At 48.1% G+C, this 18,716-nt stretch carries 14 protein-coding genes and 1 pseudogene; 8 read left to right on the forward strand and 7 right to left on the reverse strand.

What is annotated here, in order from left to right; translation table 11 throughout:
- Nucleotides 1-154: 154 nt before the first annotated feature.
- Complete coding sequence (locus tag HRE53_RS09750; RefSeq protein ID WP_235110193.1) at nt 155-2,704, forward strand: protein phosphatase 2C domain-containing protein; 2,550 nt, start codon at nt 155-157, stop codon at nt 2,702-2,704.
- The gene (locus HRE53_RS09755; RefSeq protein WP_235110194.1) at nt 2,701-3,738 is read left to right on the forward strand and encodes an SIS domain-containing protein; all 1,038 of its coding nucleotides are present in this window, start codon (nt 2,701-2,703) and stop codon (nt 3,736-3,738) included. The genes HRE53_RS09750 and HRE53_RS09755 overlap by 4 nt, the downstream gene beginning before the upstream one ends.
- 79 nt (nt 3,739-3,817) lie before the next feature.
- Here HRE53_RS09755 and HRE53_RS09760 read toward each other — a convergent pair whose 3' ends face one another.
- A complete protein-coding gene (locus tag HRE53_RS09760; protein WP_212666406.1) occupies nt 3,818-4,291 on the reverse strand; it encodes an allophycocyanin subunit beta in 474 nt (157 codons plus the stop codon).
- 573 nt (nt 4,292-4,864) lie between these two features.
- Between HRE53_RS09760 and HRE53_RS09765 the strand changes: the two genes are divergently transcribed.
- Nucleotides 4,865-5,152, forward strand: a complete 288-nt coding sequence (locus HRE53_RS09765) for a hypothetical protein (RefSeq protein WP_235110195.1) — start codon at nt 4,865-4,867, stop codon at nt 5,150-5,152.
- Nucleotides 5,153-5,587: 435 nt separating this feature from the next.
- On the opposite strand, the gene HRE53_RS09770 is transcribed toward HRE53_RS09765, so the two are convergent.
- Nucleotides 5,588-5,857: a hypothetical protein gene (locus tag HRE53_RS09770; protein ID WP_235110196.1), complete on the reverse strand. Its 270-nt coding sequence runs from the start codon at nt 5,855-5,857 to the stop codon at nt 5,588-5,590.
- A 110-nt stretch (nt 5,858-5,967) separates the two neighbouring features.
- Here HRE53_RS09770 and HRE53_RS09775 point away from each other — a divergent pair, with 110 nt between their 5' ends.
- The gene (locus HRE53_RS09775) at nt 5,968-6,087 is read left to right on the forward strand and encodes an SPOR domain-containing protein (protein ID WP_235110197.1); all 120 of its coding nucleotides are present in this window, start codon (nt 5,968-5,970) and stop codon (nt 6,085-6,087) included.
- A gap of 17 nt (nt 6,088-6,104) precedes the next feature.
- Here HRE53_RS09775 and HRE53_RS09780 read toward each other — a convergent pair.
- A pseudogene (locus HRE53_RS09780) lies at nt 6,105-8,100 on the reverse strand (ABC1 kinase family protein).
- A 571-nt stretch (nt 8,101-8,671) separates the two neighbouring features.
- Between HRE53_RS09780 and HRE53_RS09785 the strand changes: the two are divergent.
- Both HRE53_RS09785 and HRE53_RS09790 read left to right on the forward strand, forming a co-directional pair.
- Nucleotides 8,672-10,621 (forward strand): adenosylcobalamin-dependent ribonucleoside-diphosphate reductase, encoded by a 1,950-nt coding sequence (locus tag HRE53_RS09785; RefSeq protein WP_235110198.1) that lies wholly within the window; start codon nt 8,672-8,674, stop codon nt 10,619-10,621.
- A 43-nt stretch (nt 10,622-10,664) separates the two neighbouring features.
- Complete coding sequence (locus HRE53_RS09790; RefSeq protein ID WP_235110200.1) at nt 10,665-11,546, forward strand: ribonucleotide reductase; 882 nt, start codon at nt 10,665-10,667, stop codon at nt 11,544-11,546.
- On the opposite strand, the gene HRE53_RS09795 is transcribed toward HRE53_RS09790, so the two are convergent.
- The 4 genes from HRE53_RS09795 to HRE53_RS09810 all read right to left on the reverse strand — a co-directional run bounded on the left by HRE53_RS09795 (nt 11,543) and on the right by HRE53_RS09810 (nt 17,223).
- Nucleotides 11,543-12,358 carry an HAD family hydrolase gene (locus tag HRE53_RS09795; RefSeq protein ID WP_235110202.1) on the reverse strand — a complete coding sequence of 272 codons (816 nt, stop codon included), beginning with the start codon at nt 12,356-12,358 and terminating at the stop codon, nt 11,543-11,545. The genes HRE53_RS09790 and HRE53_RS09795 overlap by 4 nt on opposite strands.
- A gap of 104 nt (nt 12,359-12,462) precedes the next feature.
- Complete coding sequence (locus HRE53_RS09800; RefSeq protein ID WP_235110204.1) at nt 12,463-14,010, reverse strand: FAD-binding oxidoreductase; 1,548 nt, start codon at nt 14,008-14,010, stop codon at nt 12,463-12,465.
- Nucleotides 14,011-14,046: 36 nt separating this feature from the next.
- The gene (locus HRE53_RS09805) at nt 14,047-16,182 is read right to left on the reverse strand and encodes an ATP-binding protein (protein ID WP_235110207.1); all 2,136 of its coding nucleotides are present in this window, start codon (nt 16,180-16,182) and stop codon (nt 14,047-14,049) included.
- 564 nt (nt 16,183-16,746) lie between these two features.
- A complete protein-coding gene (locus HRE53_RS09810; RefSeq protein ID WP_235110208.1) occupies nt 16,747-17,223 on the reverse strand; it encodes a hypothetical protein in 477 nt (158 codons plus the stop codon).
- 140 nt (nt 17,224-17,363) lie between these two features.
- Here HRE53_RS09810 and HRE53_RS09815 point away from each other — a divergent pair, with 140 nt between their 5' ends.
- Complete coding sequence (locus tag HRE53_RS09815) at nt 17,364-17,987, forward strand: MarR family winged helix-turn-helix transcriptional regulator (protein WP_212663265.1); 624 nt, start codon at nt 17,364-17,366, stop codon at nt 17,985-17,987.
- A gap of 196 nt (nt 17,988-18,183) precedes the next feature.
- Nucleotides 18,184-18,576, forward strand: coding sequence for a hypothetical protein (locus tag HRE53_RS09820; protein WP_235110210.1), 393 nt, complete (start codon nt 18,184-18,186; stop codon nt 18,574-18,576).
- The last annotated feature ends 140 nt before the right edge of the window (nt 18,577-18,716 follow it).

An 18,716-nucleotide genomic window follows, 5' to 3' on the forward strand; every position in this document is an offset into this window, starting at 1 on the left:
GTTTAAACATCTTTACATATGTGTTAGCTCTCCAACACTCTCAGGTAAAAATAGCTTTAATACTATCGTCCAGGTGATGTATCTCTATTAGTCTCATGAATATGGGCAATATTTAGATACTGACTGACAAGGACCCCATCCGTTAATTACGCACATGCCACAATCCCAACCCCAATTGCATTGTCCCAATCTCAGATGTCGAGCAGCCAACTCTGATCGAGATCAGTTTTGCCAAAAATGTGGGACATACTTACCGAAACGCTTCCTTTGGGTTGTGGGCGCTCGTGCAGATAAATTTCAAGTCGGTGACCTGCTAGAAGATCGTTTTTTGTTTCGGGGTCCCAGAGTTGTCTTTGATACGCAACCGGGCATCCCCCTCAAAATGAGTGTTGAGTTACCGGAGACCTTAGTCCCTTACCTAAAACTATTTCCCTATCGCCTCCATCTACCTCAAATTTATACGCTCCTTTCTCTAGGAGATTCAGAACCTTCTCTCATCCTTTTACTAGAGCAAGCTCCCCTGGGCAATGCCGATCTAGATCCGAGTAACCAGGGTGGACTAGCCCTAGGAGCTGGCATGCCATTATTTGACGCTTGGGCAAATGCCCAACCCCTGCGTCAGCTTCATTGGCTCTGGCAGATGGCTCAACTATGGCAACCCCTCCGGATTCAGGGTGTGGCATCGAGCTTATTGCAGCCTGACTTCTTGCGGGTCGAAGGACCGCTGTTTCGATTATTAGAATTAGAAAATGATTTTCGCTTAGAACCCAGCCTGGCTGACCTAGGTTTAGTGTGGCAACAGCTCATCCCGAAAACCGGCGGCAAACTAGCCGACTCCCTAGATGGCCTCTGTGACCAATTAGCCAGCGGTGACATTGAATCAGCAGAAGAACTGCTCGCACAATTAGAAAGCTGGATTGAGAATGTCCACAAAGCCTATCGAGTCAAAATAGATATTGCCACTCGCACGGATACCGGCATGGTTCGCGAGCATAACGAAGATGCTTGCTATCCTGCCGACGGTGCAGTCACCCAAAACTCGTTAGAGCGGATGGCTATTGTTTGCGATGGAGTGGGGGGACATGCCGGTGGCGAAGTCGCATCCGGAATTGCCATAGAAGCCCTACGGGATCACCTCACTCAGTTGCCGATTGATGATCTCTCCCCTGCTGATGTCATCACAGAATTAGAAAATGCCTCCTTTAAGGCCAATGACCTCATTTGTCAGCGGAACGACCAAGAACAGCGCCAAGACCGGCAACGCATGGGAACTACGTTGGTAACTGCGTTATCCCAAACTCACCAAATTTATGTGTCTCATATTGGGGATAGTCGGGCTTACCTGATCACAACCCAAGGCTGTTACCAAATCATGGTGGACGACGACATTGCGTCCCGTGAAGTGCGATTGGGGTATGTCCCTTACCGGGAAGCCCTACTCCAACCCGCTTCCGGATCTTTGGTTCAGGCCCTAGGAATGGCCTCTTCTTCAGTCCTGCGTCCGACGGTCCAGCGATTCCTATTAGACGAAGACTGTTTATTTCTGCTGTGCTCAGACGGTCTCAGTGATTACGATCGCATCGAGATGATTTGGCGAGAAGAGCTACTGCCACTCCTCCAAGGGGGCACAGACTTAGCCAGCACGAGCAAACGCCTAATCGAATTGGCCAATCAGCTCAATGGTCATGACAATGTTACCGTTGGCCTGGTGCATTGCCATGTAACCCGTCAACGCCAAGGCACCGGTACCACTGGCTTAAACAGTGCGCCAACGGAAGCACCTGCCCCAGCAAATAGCACGGTCGATAACACTCCGCCGACGGTCATACCCAAAACTCAAGTCGCCAGCGAAGCACCACAACCCCTGGCCCAGAAAGGTCGGGGAGGTGGATTCGGTTTATGGCTTTTGTTGGGATTGCTTTTAGTAGGCGTTGGCGGTGCCGTTGCCTACCAGCTGGGCTTGCTCAAGCTCCCTTTTCTGAATTCACCGGTCGCTGACTCTACTTCATCACCCACGCCCACTACCAACTCACCGGACATTCCCCCACCTCCCCCAGATTTAGCTCAAGCCAAAAAGTTGGATGTCCTCCGATTAGTAGGCATAAATGACAATCCCATTGAGATCTCTATCGTTAAAGATCCGAAAGCACTCTTACAGGGCATTGGCGGAGTGGCCGATGCAGGAGAAGGTGAAGACGCAACGACTGAGTCTTCAGCCCAGCCAATCGCTTTAGGCTCTAAGATTTCCATTCCAAGTGACAGTTTGGTGGTTATTGATGGCATCTTTCCTCCATCCATCCCTACTGCCCCTGATAAGACTGCACCAGAAGCCCCGATCCAGGCCCTGCGAATTCGAACGTGCCAACCGGTAACAGACCAGTCAGAACAAGAAGGGGCAGGTATTCTGACGCCAGAGAAGTTAGATGAAAAACTGGAAAAAGAAGGGGCAGATCCCAGTGCTGATTCAGTCGCGCAACTCATCGATGAAAAGCTGAGTGATGAGAATCCAGACAGTGCATCAACAGCCACAGCATCCTCTCCCCAGATTGGCTGGGTGGATCGATCCCAGCTGGAATCGTTAGTCACAGAAATCATTCCTGCTGGCCAGCTCAATCCGGAACAGCAAAAGGCTTGTACGCCTGCTCCCTTGGAAGGCAAGGATATTCCGGCGGGCGCTCCTATTGGCTCAGATCCAGCCCCATGAGTTATCAGTCTGATGTGCTGAAACAACCCCAAGTTCTACGCACACTTATTCACACCTATCAGCACCATAAAGTTTGGTCTCTCTTAGCTGCATATCCCCAGAGATCTATCCTCCTCACAGGTATGGGGGCTTCCTACAATGCCCTCTATCCCGCTTGGTTTTACTTAAATCAGCAGGGTAAGACCGCCTTACATCTCGAAACATCCGCCTTAATTCACTACCTCCCTACCTTGCTAGAGGGCCCTAGTATTATCGTGGCCGTCTCTCAATCGGGGGAGAGTATTGAAATCCAGAAATTAGTGGAGCAAATTGAATCTCATCGTCATCACAATGCACAGTCCCCTGTGCTGATTAGCGTTACGAACTCCGCCCAAAATACGTTGGCAGACCATAGCGATGTTGCTTTGCCCACTGCAGCCGGCCCAGAAGTGGGTATTGCGACAAAAACCTATACCAGTTCGATGTTAGTGCTTCACTTTATCGCCAGGGCATTAGTCGGTCAGCTGCAACCTCAAGATTTTGAGTACGGGGATGCGATCGCATCCCATACCCAAACCTTTCTGAAAGAAAGTCAAACCGACATTTCCACAGCGTTTAATACCCTAAAAGCGAGTACCTATATCAGCATTATTGGCCGTGGTCCGGCCTTGGCAACCGCAAACAATGCCGCCTTGATGCTCAAAGAAGGGGTTCGCTTACCTGCTGAGGGCTATTCAGGGGGGCAGTTTCGCCATGGCCCCAGAGAAATGATCGTTCCTCAGATTGGCTCGATCGTCTTAACCAGTCCTGATACCACTCTGGGCATCAATCAACGTCTTGCATCCGATATTTTAGATTATGGGGGGCAAGTGGTTTGTATCGGCCAGCCCACCGTAGGTACAACCCATATTTCACTGCCCGAGATTGAGGACGTTTTCCTTCATCCCCTGTTAGAAATTTTGCCCATTCAGCTATTGGTTGCCCAGTTGGCGAATCAACAGAATATGACACCTGGAGAATTTCGCTGGTCTGGAAAAGTCGTTGATCAGGAATAGTCCTTAAAAAATAAACGCCCCCAAATGTTTGGAGGCGCTTATTAAATCTCAAGTCGTTCAGCAATTAAATCTGCAAAGCTTAGCTCAAGCCTGCACAGAGATGCTCAAAATAGGGGCTCATCTCACGTCCTGCTGCAGGACCCACTACTTCACTGGCAACCTCATTCATGGCCCGAATGGCCTTGATAGTCGCAGTGAGAGACACGCCCAAAGCTAGGTATGTTTCTTTGAGACCATTCAGCACTCGCTCATCCAAGATGGCCGTATCACCAGCAACCATTGCGTAGGTTGCATAGCGAAGATAAAAATCTAGATCCCGTACACATGCCGCATAACGACGGGTCGTTGGCAAAGCATCGCTACCCGATACATCCAAGGATTTAGCAACCGCCTCTTTGACAATTTCTGCTGCGTTGTCGCGGATGATAGCAGCGGCCTCAACTCTCGGTTCATCAATTTGGAAGCTATGCTTGAGCTGCTGTAAAGCACCACCATCAATGTATTTGCCTTGAAGGTCAAATGAGGTAATCACAGAGGTGATTGTGTTTTCCATCATTATTTAACTTCCTTACCTGCTTCCTTGTTAAATGTCGATAAAATCTAAAAAAAATTAAAAGCTTTATAGCTCTACATTGACCAGAAGCCAGAGCTAACATTGCTACTGGTTAAACATTCGCAGTAAACCAATGCTGCTGTGATAAACGGATGCAGATACTATCAAATCTATAAACCACACCTTCTATAGTAACCTGAGACCGAGCAGAACGCTTTAGATTGGATCTATTTTGTTCATGGCTTAAAAGTCTTCAAAGACCATTTTCAGATAAGACGGTCACCATCACAGGCTAGCTGTAACAGTTTTTAATATTCTATTAAACATCCCTTCACTCAGTATTATTGGCAGCTCAAGACAGTTCTCTAGGGGCAAATTCTATGGTCCAAGTCTACAGGACTCAGCTGTGACAGCTGGTGATCTCGATTCAACTCAATCGATTTCTCTAGAGTGAGAAGGCCAGTGGTATTTGAGCGTTAGTCATCCATCACACCCTCTCCCAACCCAGCATGAAAACAGCTATAGTTCTTGTGGCTGTATTGGGGCATATGCTCCTTCTTAAGACCTCTAGCTATGACTCACTCCACTAGTTCAAATGGTCCCCACCCTCTGTTGAAAGCAGCTCTGGGGACGTTGGATATGACTGTTGAATCTGAAATGTCTCTGTTTCGCCAGCATCAGACTCTGGCGGAGTTGCCTCACAATATAGAGGAAGAGGCCAGTAAACCACAGATGCTACCTGAGACGTCACAGTCAGAGGCGAGAGCCGCCGAGGAACCCCTGGCTGACAATGCATCACAAGACGCTATCCCTGCTGCATTAGAGCTAGAAGATGTTGCAGAGGATCTCACCCCCATCTGAACTCGCACTATTCCAGGTTGAAACCGAATCCGCTGTTGATTCAGAGAACAGTGAGACAAACCTGGAACAACAAGAAGCAGTATTAGAACCTTCACCCAGATTTAAGCGTTCTGCTGACGTTGCTGGAGCACCGTTGCCCTCTGAGACAGCCGAGAATGATCCTCATGTTTCTAAACTAGACCCAGCCATTGAAGACTATCTCGATTCTTCTACAGCCCTACGTCAGCATCTTGAAGATGCTGTTGCTGAACCTGAGACGCCACCAGAAACCAATAACAATCCTTTTACCCCCAAAAAAATTGTGTTCCTCCTGGGGGGTAGCATTGTGGGAGCATTTATCGTGGTGCTGTTTCTCAATGTCACGGGCTTACGCAATAAACTATGGCCACCCAAACAGCCTCGGCCATCTGCACAAGTTCCAGATTCCAGTCCATCTCAAGCGTCCAGTCCTCCAACCGTTAAGCCCAGAGAGTCGCCTACTGCGACCACGTCACCACCAGGGCCCGACTTATCTGAAAAAGAGTTTTCTGATGTCAACTTGGAGAGCTTGAGTCGCCTTGAGCCTAAGCCTAGTGCATCCCCCTCTCCAGCATCTCCTGCCGCCAGCCCAACCCCTAAGTCTCCAAAACCGACTAGCGAAACTCCAAAACCGGCTAGTGAAACTCCAAAACCATCAGCGACACTATCCCAGGAGCCTGCTCCCATTTTGAAGAATCAGACATCAGAGACAGGCTTGTTTTATGTGGTGATTCCTTATAACAATGCAGCCTCTCTCCAGAAAACCCAAAAACTAGTCCCCACTGCTTTCCTGACGAATGGTACAGGGGGGTCAGCAGGTGCAAGCAGGGGCCCTAGAGTCCATAGAAGCAGCAAAGCGGTTAGCGAAACGACTCCGATCCAAGGGGCTGTCTGCCGCTATTATTGCCCCAAATTAAATTAATCACCGAAGAGCCTAACTTGCCTTAGCTAAGGGAGAAAGGGGCGCGGGTGGCATAGACCTGGCTCCATTGGCAGAGTCACTCGATTCAGGCAATAGAAATTCTCGAATAATCCTGGCCAGTGCTTTTTGTAGAAGACCTGTAGCAATTTGTTGGCCTAGGGCTTGGGTTTCAGGCTTAATCAACAAAGGAGGAACCACGCTGGCGAGCTTGACAGGGTCAAAACCAGGTGTCTCTTGCAATAGTCCAAAAATACGTTGGATATGACCAAAATTAGCTTCTAAGTCCGCCACCGATGCTTCATCGACCTCCCATCCCATTTGCTCTCGGAATTTAGCCGTCAACCCATGCCAAGTGGTCTGTCCAAAGGCATCGATACCATTGACAAGTTCTTGAGCCATCCGATCGCGGATCAGTTCCCCCCGTTCCGAGAACAGGTAATCGAGTGCTTGGTCTAGAGAGCCACTGAGATCATAATCAAAGTTGCTACGGGCATTTTTCATCAAGTTTTCGAGGCGGTTCCAACGAAAACTGTTTTCCTTAAACAGTAAGTCTTTCAAACTTTCCCGGAGTTCAGGAGCGGGATCCGTCAGAATACGCTTGGCAACGTAGGGATAGGCTGCGCTCAAGACCTTAAATTCTTTATCAACCCCAATAGCAATCCCTTCCATGGTGAGTAAGGAGCGCACAATCAGGGCGTAGTAGGAAGGCACCCGAAACGGGTACTCGTACATAATTTCAGACAGCTGATCAAAAATGCTCTGAATATTGAGTTCTGCAACGCTAGCCCCTAGAGCGTTGTTAAAGACCACTCCCAAAGCTGGAATAATAGGCTCTAAATTCGTTTCTGGAGTTAGGAAGCCTAGGTGCACATAGTCATGGGCTAGGGCTTCAAATTCACGATTAATGATGTGGACGATGGCGTTAATGAGGCCATAGCGTTGTTCAAGCTTGATTTCGCTCATCATGCCGAAATCGAGATAGGCCAACTTGCCATCAGGCGTGGCTAGCAAGTTACCCGGATGAGGATCGGCATGGAAAAAGCCATGCTCTAGAAGCTGGCGCAAGGAGCAGTTGACGCCGACATCGATCAGGTGACGAGCATCAATGCCCTGGGCCTGGATTTTCTCGGGCTGATTAAGCTTGGTCCCCGTGATCCACTCCATGGTTAGGACCCGACGATTGGTATATTCCCAATAAATTTTGGGGATATAGATCTCAGGAAGATACTCATACAGATGGGCAAATCGCTCAGCATTGCGACCTTCCTGGGTATAGTCAACTTCTTCGAAGAGGCGCCCTGCAAATTCATCGAGGATGCCGACTAAATCGCTGCGGATAGATTTATTATTCTTTTGCACCCAGGCGGCTAAGCCCCTCAAGATATAGATGTCGAGGGTCACCTGCTCCGCTAGATCAGGGCGTTGGACTTTGACTGCCACCCATTCTCCAGAGTGCAATTGCCCCTTGTAGACTTGCCCCAGGGAGGCAGCCGCAATGGGGTCTGGGGTTAATTGGGCATACAGGTCTTGGGGGCGGACGACCGAGTTCTTCTTCGATAAATCGATAGGCAATATCGTTTGAAAAAGCCGGCAGCTGGTCCTGAAGTTTGGATAATTCTTCTAAAAATGGTCCAGTCAGAATATCAGGGCGTGTCGATAAGGCTTGGCCAATTTTGATAAAGGCTGGACCTAAGGCTGTTAGCGTTTCCCTCAACTGCACAGCCCGTCGTTTTTGCCGTTTTGGAGAAGTCGGTGTTCGCTTATCCCACCAACGCCGGACAAAAAGCAAGAGAAAAGGCCATAGGATGGTAATCCATCGCTGGAGAACTCGAAAAATCTGACCTTGGAATTTTTGCTGAATTTTAGCTGGATCGTAGGCCTCAAATTCTATGGCGGAGGTGAGGTTCAAGGGGGTTTCAGTGGCCACGGCTACCCCAGGAAAATCTGCCGTCGATGGGGCAGCGGGCAGAGATGGGGACTGCTGGGATGTTGGGTCAGCCAAGGTCATGGGTGCGAAGATCTAGGACGATATTGCTTAGACGTATCGACTGGTCATGGCATTGGCCAGGGTAAGATACTGCCTCTTGTAAAGCATTGTAACAATTAAGCTGTCCTTCTGTTGGAATCAGACACTTTGCAGAGGGTTGGCAGCATCGACTTGCGATCGCAAACCGGCATTAAACCCAAACGTCTTGACCGGCAACCCCAATCAACCAAGGATTGTTATCGAGCATTATGTTGCTCAACTAAAAAAACAATTAAGAAATGATCTTGTCCACCAGGATTAGGCACTCAGGCCATTGATCAATAGTGTAAGCTAGGCGGGCTTTACAGCCTTATTTTTGACAACTGAATGGCCTTAGCTAAAAATGTTTGCACTGAAGTGTCAGAAGAGCAAATAAGCATATATAGTGTTTATCTATGGTCAATGACCACACATATAGTGCTTATAGAAGATTATTTTGAACACGGCTAGCTAGCTACCCTGGATAAGCTGGATAGCCATGCAATACTTGGAAAACTAAATTCTATATAGTGCGAATTCATTCCGTCCTACTGACCTCAACGCTAGATCTGCTATGGTTGCCACTCAATTTTCAACAACTGAACTCAGTGAATCCCAAAAAGCGGTTTTACAGAAATACCTAATCGAAGACGAAGTGTCTTGGGAAGATGTAGTTCACCGAGTAGCAGCCTATGTTGCCAGCGCGGAATCTACCCCTGAGCAGCAACGCTATTGGCAAGAGAAATTCCTGTCGATTTTGCAACCCATGAAGTTTGTGCCCGGTGGGTCTATCTTGGCCAACAGTAACCATGGCACTCGCGGATTGTTGAATTGCTTTGTCCTTTCTACCGAAGATCATATTCACGACATCACCAAATTGGTCTCAGATGCAGTGTTAACCACCAAATTCAGAGGTGGGGTCGGAATCAATATCGGTGTAGAAGGGACAAAGGGATACATTCGACACAAAGGCGCACCCTTCCAAGATGGGAAAGCACTGGGTCCTTGCGCTGTCTTAGATATGGTGTCAGAGAATTCCAAAAAAATTACGACAGGCAATAAGGCTCGTAGGGGTGCATTTCTATTTTCCATGAACTGGAAACACCCTGATATTTGGGAATTCATTCAAGCTAAAACCCAGTCGACCATTGATGCCAATTTTGCCAAGTCAATGATTGAGCAATTAGCCCAAATTGCTCAACAGGATGGACTCTCTCAAAAAAATCAAGAGAAGCTCAAAGCCTTGCATAATGAGGTCGGCACGGCTTGGGTAGAAACCCATTTAAATCCAGAAGGGAAACGCGATCGCAGATGGCATAACGCCAATATTTCTGTCCAGCTTGACGATGAGTTCTTTACCAAGCTCGATCAAGGCGATGAAGAAGCCAACAAGCTCTGGCAGACCATGGCCGAAAATGCTCATGCAACAGCAGACCCCGGCTTACTGCTGATTGACAATGCCAAACGTCGGAGTCCCATCAAGGATTTTGTCACCTGTACCAATCCTTGCGGAGAAATCTTCCTACCCCCCAACTCGGCTTGTAACCTCGGCTCCCTAGTACTCACAAAGTTTGTCAGTCGCAATCAGGAGGGCAAGGTTGAGATTAATTGGGATGACTTAGCCGAAACGGTTAGAATCGCGATTCGCTTCCTCGACAACGTTCTGGATGTATCTGAATTTGCGACCCCAGATCAAAAGCATAATGTCCGTGATGTCTTTCGCCAGTTGGGCTTAGGCATTATGGGGTGGGCCGATTACTTGAAATTAGCTCGGATCCCCTATGATTCAGCCCAGCACCTCGCAGAAATTGATCGCTGGGGCAGTTTGATTGCGGATCATGCCTATCGAGCCTCGGAAGCAATCGCAGCCGAAAAAGGAGCTTGTGGTGTCTGGGATCAAATTAAAGACATCCCAACGGGTAATCCTTTCGAGCGGTGGGTGGATAGTGAAGGTAACTACCATAACGGCACAGAAGCCCACAATAGCAATCGCCAAGATTTGACCCAGGTGCCTCGCCGAAATTCTACGGTGCTATCGATCGCACCAACGGGAAGTATTGCTCAATTGGCAGCCTGTTCCTGGGCATTTGAACCTGACTTTGGATTGACCCTATGGAAGCAAGTGTTTGTTGATGCCTCTCAGAGCAAACAAAATTGGGTGCAAATTCTCAATCCTTATTTAGATGAGTTGGACCTACCGGAAGCAGATGCTGAAATTGTCAAACAAACAGGATCCCTTAACGATACCGACTATGGTAAACAGCATCCAGAGATTGCCCTTAGCTTCAAGATTGCCCGGGAAATTCCACCGGGCTGGCACATCCTAGTTCAGTCCAAATGGCAAAGCTGGATTGATTCTTCAATTTCTAAGACAATCAATCTCCCAGCCCATGCCACGGTAGATGAAATTAAGCAGATCTATCGGTTAGCAGCAAAAGCAGGGCTAAAAGGTGTCACCATCTATCGGTCCGGCACCTTAGATTCTGAACCCATTAAGGTCGGCAATAGCGAGAAAGACTCCTAGTTCCCATAATCTAGACCAGCAAGGCGCAGACGAAGGAAAAAGTATGACTCAAACAGATGATTTATTAGGCTTAATGGATAGCTTTCCAGATGCCTTTGAACAGGTGCAGTCTGCTACAGGAATGGCTGACATTGCAGCTATAACTCCTGATGTTGACCCCGCATTGGCCCCTCAATTACAACAGCTAATTGCTGAATTTCCCAGTGCTTTTATGGATCCCGTGACCAATCTAGGTGGGGAAGATAGCCAGTCTGAACTGGTAAATGAAGATTCAGCCCTTGCAGAAACTGCCATTGAAGAAGCGGTGACTATTGCTGTGGATACCCCACCAACGGCTACATCCGTTAATCCTCTGCCGTTGGCTCAGCCAGGAACCTATTCCAATGCACTCACACGGCAAATATCTACGATGACCTGGGGGCAGGTGGAGCTATACCTGACCTATGGGGATAGCGGATTACAATCGATGTGGGTCACTGTGGGCAAGTCAGGGACCGAGGTGCAGTCGCTTTGCGAAGCGATTGTACGTTTGATCAACCTATTACTTGCAAACCAAATCCCTATTCCTGACATTGCTCGCCAGATTCGCGGCATTCGAGGAGCAGATTCAGAAGGATTAGGTCCCAATCGCATCCTAGGATTAGCAGATTTAATCGGTAAGGTATTGCAGGAAGCTCCCGAAAGCTTAGCACCTACACAGCCCACAGACAGGCAAGAAGAAGCTGTACAAACCCTTGCCAATAATGGTAACGGCAGTAGCAATGGCACCCAAGTGGTTACCTTAATGCCCACAGACACGTGGACCACAATTGCCGACCATGATCATGAGGCTTCTATTTGCCCTGAGTGTGGAGCAGAACTCCATCAAGTAAATGGGTGTTCTGGAGGTGCCTGTGTTGTCTGTGGATACAGTAGCTGTAGCTAAGATTGAGATGCTACTGCCAGATTACAAATCAATTGAGTTGCAGTCGGCAAATTACTCTGGATGCTAGTCGGTCTCAGACTGCTTAGGAAGGCATAGTTACGCATCCCACAGGTCAACGCAACCGTTTTAATCTTCATGGCTTGGGCTGCCAACACATCTGCTTCCGTATCACCAATCATCCAGATTTGTTGGTGATTGGTGAGTCCCATGGCATTAATTGCATCTTGGATTAAAGCTTGTTTGCAGACGGCATAGTTCTTGTAGGCAGCCTGAGCATCATCAGTCCCTCGGATCAACCGGAAGTAGCGTGTTAAATGGTGCTGATGCAATACTTGGTCGACTTGAGATTGACAGCGGAGAGTGACGACAGCCAGCTGTGCACCTTGATTCAGAAGCTGCTCTAGAGCTTCATGAACACCAGGCTGCAAGCGGTCCTCGTGCAGCAACAAAGGCTGATTCACGATAGCTTGAACCTGCTGCATAAAGAAATCGATATAGTTATCGGAAAGCCCAGACAAGTGGGCAATCTCGATATCCGGTCGCTTCGATTGCTTCATGCTCCAAAACTGATCAAGACTCAGGGGTATAAGCGATAAAGCTTCTCCTTGAGCCTGAATATACGCTTGGGTCTCTGCGAGGGCAAGCTGATAGGTTTTGTAATATCGTTGAGAAACATCAATCAGAGGGCCATCTAGATCACAAAAGATGGTGAGTTGTGATGTTCTTTGAGATCCAGGCCAGTCATCTTGCACTACAGTTTGTGTGGCATCTAATGTTGATCTAGGAAGGGTAAAGGGTGGCACACCTGTCATGAGCAGGACTGACTAGGAATCAGTAACATATCTTTACTCGAATTTAACATTTTTTCACGGATGCGGTATAGGCAAATTGATCTTGTTTTTTTGTCAAGGTAAACTTACTCATAATCGTGCCCAGTCCCATAGGTCCATCCATCAAATCGACGTTGCCAATAGTATTGTTGTTTCGGACTGAGGGTTTGACTCCACTGCTTCAAGGCAGGGATCAGGCGATGCAGCTCGTTATATAGTCCCAAGCTCATGTAATGGGGCATCCACTTGAATAAAGCTCCTAAACCCACATGCCCCAAAATTTTAGGGGTCAGTTGCGGATGACGCAGTGAGATTTGTAACAAAGTTTGGGATAAAGCAGGGAACTGGACAATATCTTGGAGAAAAGGCTTGAGGACAGGGTCTCCGAGTTTCTCCATTTCCTGGAAAACGACCTTGAGAAGCTGATTGATTTGGTGGGGATTCAGATCTCGATCGGCGGGAGCCCGCATGGATTGCTGAAACAGCCAGGTTACAGATAGGTTCGGCTGATAGGGTTGCAATAGGTTGAGATCCTTTGTCCCTAGAGCATCGGCACTGAGGGCTTCATGGATGCCTGCATCGAGACGACGTAGATGCCGAATCATGGCTCCAAATCCACCAAAGCTAAGGGGCGATTGACTGCCGCTACTGTCCCCCATTGGCATAATTCGGTCCCACGGGTACTGGAGCGGACTTTGTTCATAGCTGGGAAACATGCCAAATAAGGCCCGCAGGATTTTGACCTCTACCAGATCAGTATCTTGGTACTCGGGAAGCCGTTCCAGGTAATGGTGAAACACATGCTCTAAACTGGGGCGCTGGGGATGGAGATCGGCATAGGTAAACATATAGGTCGTGCGGCCATCTCGAGCTGGAAAGGCTTCCCAAAAATACTGACACCGATCTTCAATGGGGGTAAAAGATACCAACAAATCTCCGGTTTCTCGGGCCGGTAATCCTTCAGCACAAGTGCCGACCACCAAGCAGACACCGGCAGGGGTTTGCCCTTGACGAGCCTGAGCTGCAACGGGAGAGAAATGCCCCATCACATCCAGCATTAGTCGGGCCGTTAGGGTCGTGTCTGTTTGAATCGCAACCCCATCAGGATGAACCACAACATGGGAGAAGGCGGTCTGTTCTTGTAGATGACCTCCAGCTTCTAGAAATCGGGCTTTCAGTGTGTCCAATAAAAAGACGGGGTCAATCCCAACGTTGAGGACATCTTGAACCCAAACAGCAGGTCCCCCCATAAACTGAATACGATTGGGATTAAATTCACTGGCGATAGCGACTTCCAGTTGCGCTTCGGTCAGCAGCTCTAGCTCCACTAAAACCGACAGCTCAGCTCTGGAAATATTCCATTCCTGTTCGCGTCCCTTGAGAATGCCTCGCTCTAGAATTAAGACTCGCCAACCTCGTAAAGCCAGGGTGGTGCCAATCATGACGCCTAAGGTGCCGCCACAAATCACGACATCCCAGTCCACAGCGCCTAGACGGTCAGGACTTTCTTGGACGACAGTGGGAACCTGGGCAGGAGGACCTTGGCGCAGTTGACTCCAGCGACGATCGGCCTGTTGCAAACTGGCCAAAAATGGCGCGGGTAGGGTTGCTAGTAAATCAGCAGTCGAGGGCATTCAGAAAACACCAAGAGACATCTATTTTGAAGATACCTAATTGGCGCCGGTAGCGGGAGGGAGAGACGATTTGTAGGGTAACTTGACGATAAAGGTGGTGGTTCCCTGACGACTAGACACAGAAATTTCACCTTCGAGCTGTTCAATCAGCTTTTGGACGAGGGCTAGTCCTAAGCCTGTTCCCCCTTGTTTCCAGGGGTCAGCGTTGGGGACTCGATAAAACTTATCGAAAATCCGCGGTAGCTCCTGCTCCGGAATTTCAGCTTCATTGGTCACCTGCAGACGCAACATCGGCTTAGGGAATTCCAGATACTGCAGGGTAAGGGACACTTCACCGCTTTGTGGAGTGTATTTGCAGGCATTATTTAATAGCTCTGCCAAAATTCGATCCAGGCTGATGCGATCGGAATGGAAGGTGGGGATGCTTTGGTCGCAGTTTATCCGCAGGTTGAGTTCCCGATCTTTAATCCGTGATTGAAAAGGTTCTAGGGCACGGGGCAGCCACACCTGAATTTTGATCGGTTCGGACTTATATTGATTGCCACCTGCTTCGAGGCGCTGTAGATCTAGTAAGTCGTTGATGAGTTCTGTTTCTCGACTACATTCGGCATCCAGAATTTTGATGTAGCGGCGCTGCCGAGGCTCGAGGGGAAACTGGCTGAGCATGTGAATCGCCATTTTGATATTGGACATAGGCGTCCGCAATTCATGGGAAACGGTACTCAAGAAATCGTCTTTGAGGCTGTTTAAGCGTTCTAACTCTCGCATTTTCTGCTGGAGTTGAGCGGTGCGCTCTTCGACTTGATGGGCCAGATTGGTGTTCAGATCTTGGACATGTTGGTGGAGTTGGGCTTGATGAATTGCGATCGCACATTGATCCGCAATCGTTTTCACCAATCCACGTTCATCGGCATTCCACGTTCGAGTGTCTAGAGGAAGACCATCCTCAGTGGCCTCCTGGCAATGGTAAAGACTAATACTACCTAAATAGTTTTGTAAGTATTGCAGAGGAGAAATGAGCAGGGTCTGAATATTGCATTGCTCACAAATAGCAATCAGTTCTAGATCGAGGTCATTGGTATCTGCGAAAACAACCTGTTGTCCTTGAGCTAAGGTCTCTTGGGAATGTCGCAAAAACAGCTCATTGGCTTGAATGAGCTCCTGATGCCCAATAGCAGTATCACTCACATAATGATCCGCTAATTCGCCATCTGAATTCATCTGAACAATCAGACAGTGGCTAGCTCCCAGTGCCTCCGTCAACAGGCCCACGGTAATTTGCAATACTTCAGCGGTGACCATCGTCCCCCGCATCGCTTGGACAATGCGATTAATAATGGATTCTCGCTGAGCCGTATGTCGAAGTTTCTCCTCTGCCCGCTTACGCTCAGTGATATCAGTGACGTAACTGCGGACAAGGTCGCTTTCGACAATGTAGTGGATGGATTGTTCATAAATATTTTGATCCATTTCCACTTCCCGGACAAAGAAGTTACTTCTGGAAGAATGCTCCGTTTGCAACATCTTCAACAGTCCCTGCAACATGGGGTGTGCGACCCCTTCTTTAGAAATATCAGGAAACTGCATGACTGCAGCAGGATTGAGATAGGTGACGGTCCCCTGCAGGTCCATTTCTAGAATGGGACTAGGCGTTAACTCGGGGAAAGAGGCCATCCGCACTAAAGAGGCTTCGCTCATGTTCTGTAAGTCAGCGTCATCCGGGACCAAAGTTTGGAAAGGATTGACAGACTGAGACAGAATCATCGATAGATCTGTGGCCTCACAGAACTTATCGAAATCGGCATCTGACAGATTGGAAACGACAAAGTATTTAGTTTTGACATCACCCCCAAAAATGACCACATCACCATGTTTGAGGTCATGGGAGAACAGGCGACGACCGTTCACTATCAAGCCGTTTGTACTGCGCTTCCCTTGCAAGTCACCGTCAATAATTCGGAAGAGAAAATTAGAGGTTTCAGGGGCGGTTACCCGCAGCAAAATCGCATGTTGGCGAGACACCATTTTGGAGTGCAACACAATCGAATTGGTAACATCTCGACCAATCGAGTAGGTGGCAGCTTCTAAGGAAATGGTTCGACGCCCTTCGGCATCATCAATGATGAATAGATGTCTGAAACGTTGTCTTTGATCCTGCTCAAGGTTACTCACGATTCGGGCTGTCAGTCGCGGTAGGGTGAATGGTTAAAAGAGAGATGACTGTAGTATGCCTCTATTGCTTGCTGAATTACACCTGTTGACTATTGTGTCATGGAGGTCAAACATTTCTCTCTGAAGGGATAGTTTGGTTATTCTGCTATTATTTGCCTCTTTACCTTAGCTTCGCAATAGTACAGCGATTTTTCCAAGCATACCCCGACTCTAACCTAACCCCAATAGGAATAATGTCTGTATCTCAGTGAATCTGATGCAACAACACGCCCCTCACCTGCATTGTTGATGACAAGACCAAGGTATTGATGTTTCCAAGTCGTCCAAACGACTGATCGGTTCCTTGATATTTTTTATAAAAAATCCTACGTTCCATCAAAGCGACAGGGATTATGCCATTAGCTGCAGAACTAGTTATCCGAATATCTGGTGAAGAAAGCGACTATCAAAATCAGATGGGTCAACGGCAATTGCAATATGGCCACCGCAAACAAAGAACCAGTCGTTACGTGTGTACAGCTGGTTCTCTTCTCTATCCCCGCCCCCTCAGGGCTGCAATAGGCTTTAAGTGGCAGCTGAGGCTGTTTCATGGGCTCCAACAGCAAGAACTAGGCAAAGTGCAGCAACCGTTTTTTGCCATTCGAGACGTACGTTATCTTCTTCCACGCCATCAAAAGCTGACACCAAACGGGGAATGGAGCGTTGCAACGCTTTCTCTGGGATGGGGCTATGAAGTTCCACGAGGTGTGTCAGACTTTCCTGATTATTTAGAAATGCCACAACCCACTTGGTTGCATGATCAGGACTATCAGGCACCTTATCAACCCCTAACTCTTGCTTGAGCCAGTCGTAAAAAGGAGGGAGCTGCTTGGCTAAGACCTGTCCAGCCGTTGGCAAGGTCTCACGAAGCAATCCTGCATTTAGGCTTCCCAATAATTCAGTTACAGCGGGTAGGGCCAAAAAGTCTGTCAGTTCTAGCGGGAGAAGACTATCGATGGTTGGAGCATCAAGCTGAAGGTATTGTTGAAAAGTGGCTTGCATTATATTTAGGACTCCTAAATTTAGGACTCCTAAATATTAACTATGGACGATAATTCTGTCAAAGAAATCTCATCGCAGTTCTCTCGCAAGCGTTTTAGAATTTAAGAGTGTTCGATTGCTGCAAGGAGGTGAAGGTATCTATGTCAAAGGCTTCACATGATGCAACAGATCCCCCCCTACGCCAACGGTTGGGCATAGGGCTAGAGAAAATTAGTATGGTGCTCAAGAGTCAGGCATGGCATGATGCGAACCTGCAAGGACTAACGCCTACACAAGGCAAGATCCTGACACTATTGCGAGATCGTCAACCGGTTGGCATTCGGCTGTCGGAGGTTGCTGATGTCTTAGAGGTTACTTCTCCCACTGCAAGTGATGCAGTAGCGGTTTTAAGCAAAAAGGGCTTGGTCGATAAACAACGCTCGAAAGAAGATGCCAGAGCCATCTCGATTACTTTATCCGCCAAGGGCATTCAGCAAGCAGAACAAGTGATGGGGTGGTCTGATTTTTTGCTTTCTGCTATTGATGACCTGACTGAGTTTGAACAAGAGATCTTTCTCAAAGGGCTAATCAAGATTATCCGTAGGTTGCAAGCGGAAGGCTATATCACTGTTTCACGGATGTGCTTGACCTGTCAGTTCTTCCATCCCAATCAGTATCCAGACAGTCAACATCCCCATCACTGCGGTTTTGTAGATGCTCCCTTTGGTGATAAAGATTTACGCATTGATTGTCCTGACCAGTTACCGGAAGATATAGAAATTTGAAGGTCAGGTTTTAGGGTTTATTCAGTTGGGGAATTAAGATAGGCAGAACCAGTAGGGATTGACCTGCATTCTCTCTGCAGGAGTAAGCACAGCCTGGGTAACGGCTGGTGAGTAATCTAGATAGTCTCCTGGTAAAATCAGGGCATTACTCTCAAGCAGATAAATAATGTGTATTGGCTGTTATTCCGTGCCGCTGATGGCATTGGTGTTGCCTGAGCTGGAAGACTGCTCAGGAACAACCGTTCCTTTGAGAGGCCCATCTCAAACAACGCCGATTCAGTCCAAATTAAGTACATCCCAGGTCCGCGCTGAAATTGCCCAGATCACTCAGGTCCTACCAGACTCCCCATACCTCGGCGTGCTCCGAGAAGCATTTAATGCCATGCATCAACGACTAGAGAGAGTAACTAGTATGGGTGAGGCCAATATGATTGTGGGTGAAGGAATACTGAATATTTCGAAGCAGTTGGAAATTAATCCTAATATTGATCGTGCTATCAAAATTTTAGACCCGAATCAGGCTCCTGAATCAGAAAAACCAGCAGATCAGCCTGCACTGCTAGAACCAAATGCCTGGGGTTGGCTCTAGATAGACACTGATGGGGGCAGCCTGCTCTAAACCACTGGTCTATTGGACCGTCTCCGCAAATTGATAGGGCTATCCGTTCTTTGCCACGGATTGAGCGGAAAATCTTGTGGGCATAAAAACAGTATTTTATTTCGGTAAAG

Origin of the sequence: Acaryochloris sp. 'Moss Beach' (assembly GCF_021497025.1) — a bacterium.
In the GTDB taxonomy this organism is placed as follows: domain Bacteria; phylum Cyanobacteriota; class Cyanobacteriia; order Thermosynechococcales; family Thermosynechococcaceae; genus Acaryochloris; species Acaryochloris marina_A.